Genomic DNA, 2985 nt, shown 5'->3' with positions numbered 1-2985 from the left:
TGAAAAGGAACAGCATAGGTGTTATGGCGAAGTCCGAATAATTAACTCAAAAGGCGAAATGAAGGTAGTAAAAAGGCTAAACCCCTCTGAATAGGTCAGTGGGGAAGCCTTTTTATGTGTACACTATACCACAATTAAAGATACGCCCGTGCGCGTTTAATAATTCCGCTGTACAGAGCGTATTTGAGCCATGAGTACAGTTGACACTCTTTCTTAGATGAGGATATGGCTTTTAGTATGATTCCAATGGAAATAAATATGATTAGCTTGAGCAATGTGTAACGAATAGTGTTTTAACATATAGCAACAACCGCAAACAAATGATGTGCTTATGTTAGAGGTTGTTGTCTTGTTTTTTGTTAACGTCTTAGCGAATGTTGCAGGGGAGGTGATCGCAGATATAATTCGCGAAAAGCGGACAAAAGACAAGAAATAAAAACTACAGCAAGGCGCGCTCGCACCGCGTCTTGCTCCTTAGTTTAGCAAAGAGGGAGTGAGGCACATGAAATTCATAGACTTATCAGATCCCGTTAGCGTTTCAATCTTTTTTATAGTGTGTTTAGTGGGTTCACTAGTGGGTCGTTTAATCTATATTATTTTTATCAAGGGGAGAAATCATGGATATTAAACTCATAGGTATCTTAATTGTTATCTTTGTAGTTATAGACCTTATATATTGGTTTATTACAAAGGGAGGTCGTAAAAATGGCAACAAGTGAAGCACAAAGACGCGCAAGCGCCAAATATCGGCAAAGAAACGTAAAATGTCAAACTATTAGTTTTTATCCGCAGCATATGGAGCTGTATGAATGGTTACGTGCTCAGCCGAATAAAAATGAGTATATGCGTGCTCTTATCCAACAAGACATGCAAGCACACAATCAAAATGAGCAGCAATGAGCAGCTTTGAGCAGCAATGAGCAGCAATGAGCAACTTATATAGCGTAGTATGTAATGTGTGAAGCCGTGGGGGAAACCTTGCGGCTTTTCAATAACAGACGTACGGGGGTTACCAAACCTTTGTACGCCTTTTTATATGCAAGGGGCTTTGGTTTATAAGCTCCAAGACACAACGCCTTTTCATAGGGCATAGGTTCTATTTATAACCGTATGGCTATACCTGAAAGTGGTACAAGTCCATATGACTTTGTCAATTGTGCAAAATTAATCGAAAAAAGAAATATTAAAACTCATTCAATCTTTGAAACTGTTTCAACTAATTCGTAACTATGCTTTTTACCTGCAAAAACACTACTTGCAGAGGAAAAGAAAAACGAAGGCCGCCACTTTTTTATCGATGATTACCAGTTTGAGCGCATATGGTCGGCTCCTGATAAGTATACATGCGTTCTCAAAGGTTTTAAATGTGTGCTTACGCCTGATTTTTTGCTGTATCTGGATATGCCGCCGCCTATGCAAGTACGGGAAAAGAGGGCTCAACTGGTGTAATGTCCTTATCACAGCTCGCGCATGAAAAAGGGATTACTACAGTTATCCACAATCACCCCCACTTTGGGGATCGCGCATACGGCGGAACCTTTTCTGCTGCTGACATCAAAATCGCGTTTAGAAATTATGTGGAGACCAAAGGAGCTGTAAATACGATAAAAGCAACGGCTAAAGAAGGAACATATATTGCTGTTGTGACTAAAAATATTTATAATAAACGTGTGACTGAAGGTAAAATAGCTGCTGCAGCAGATAAAGCGAAAGCCCGGGCATGGAGGGGAAAGACGTTCAGCACTAGAAAAGCAATGTGGCAGGCTATACATACTGAGACAGCTAAAGAAATGGCTAATCTAGGTATTAATATAAGTTTTAAGCCAGCAACCAATGCAACCAAAGGCAAGCTTGTTACTCAAAAAATAGGAGAAGTTTAGGAGGGATAAATGAAATACGATATAGATTATGATTATAAGTACGAGGTCAATGAATACGGACAAAAGCTTATTCCTCGTGATGCTGTCAAGAAAGACGGTCTTATTATTTTGCCAAATGGGAGATATATGCCGCCTGATTATTACCATGACCCAAAGTCGGGGCTAGACATTATCTATGAGCCGCTTGAGCTTAATCCATACTATGAACTTATCGAGAATACGCCAGCTGGCGATGAAGACGATGATTGGGAAGAATAGCGCGTATCTAAACTTTTAACGTAATGTAATTACACTAGCCGCTCTTTGGAGCGGTTTTACTAGGAGGTAACAATGGTTGATTACGAGCAAGCGCTATCTATTGCAAAAGACCTTTTAGGGAAAGTCGACGATTATTTTGAGTACCGTGATTATTATGTTTTTTCTTATGACACTCCCGTAGAACAGATATCAAGTGCGAATCTTGTTGCGATAGAGAAAAAGACTGGGGAAGCTTATAATTACATTGCTGTAATTACAGAGCTCGGGAAAAGGCTCCGAAAAGGCAAAGTAAAATAAGAAGTCGTTCTTTTTCACCATCTGCAAGCCCCAAATTCATTAAACCGCCCGCGTGGCGGTTTTTGCGATAACCTCAAAGCTCAAGCTCGCATTAAAAAAGAGAACCAGCACAATAATTACAGGTTATATTTTGATAACATATATAAAAAGACTTAAACAGTTGCATTATTTGGGTAGAAAATAAAAGCGGTCGCCCCAAGCATCCGCCCGGGGGAACCGCTTTTATTAATTTCACTATACACTAACTAACTTTGTTTATCAAAAGTACAGATGTTTAGGCAACAAGATGATGGATATTGATTTCTAAGCTATTTCAGAGAAACAAGGAGATATCTCGATCTGATTTTAGTAATGTTATGACATTATGCTTTCCATTAAATATGAAGTTATACAGTACATTTACTTGTAAAAAAAAGAACCCCTACCGCTGCATGATATGTACCCCTTTTACTGGACAAAACCAGTGAAAGGGGTTTTGTATGAAATACGATTATGTTTTTAAACTTAATGCTGTAGAACTATATCGCTCTGGTCAGTGGATTGAGACACC

4 protein-coding genes and 1 pseudogene are annotated in these 2985 nt (G+C 39.1%); all 5 read left to right on the top strand.

Annotated features, from left to right (window positions below; genetic code table 11):
* Positions 1-705: 705 nt before the first annotated feature.
* The 5 genes and pseudogenes from AC5GD6_RS06195 to AC5GD6_RS06175 all read left to right on the top strand — a co-directional run bounded on the left by AC5GD6_RS06195 (position 706) and on the right by AC5GD6_RS06175 (position 2435).
* Positions 706-900, top strand: coding sequence for a hypothetical protein (locus tag AC5GD6_RS06195; RefSeq protein WP_416436947.1), 195 nt, complete (start codon positions 706-708; stop codon positions 898-900).
* A 378-nt stretch (positions 901-1278) separates the two neighbouring features.
* A pseudogene (locus AC5GD6_RS06190) lies at positions 1279-1449 on the top strand (DUF4417 domain-containing protein); the annotation flags it as partial.
* A complete protein-coding gene (locus AC5GD6_RS06185) occupies positions 1449-1880 on the top strand; it encodes a hypothetical protein (protein WP_491846477.1) in 432 nt (143 codons plus the stop codon). The pseudogene AC5GD6_RS06190 and the gene AC5GD6_RS06185, both read left to right, overlap by 1 nt.
* Positions 1881-1889: 9 nt before the next feature.
* Positions 1890-2138, top strand: coding sequence for a hypothetical protein (locus AC5GD6_RS06180; RefSeq protein WP_416454447.1), 249 nt, complete (start codon positions 1890-1892; stop codon positions 2136-2138).
* 72 nt (positions 2139-2210) lie between these two features.
* Entirely contained in the window at positions 2211-2435 is a 225-nt protein-coding gene (locus AC5GD6_RS06175; protein ID WP_416432079.1) for a hypothetical protein, read from the top strand.
* Positions 2436-2985 lie beyond the last annotated feature (550 nt).

It is taken from the genome of Fannyhessea sp., from assembly GCF_986145555.1.
Note: the sequence above shows the minus strand (reverse complement) of the source record. Positions and strands in the feature narration are given on the sequence as shown.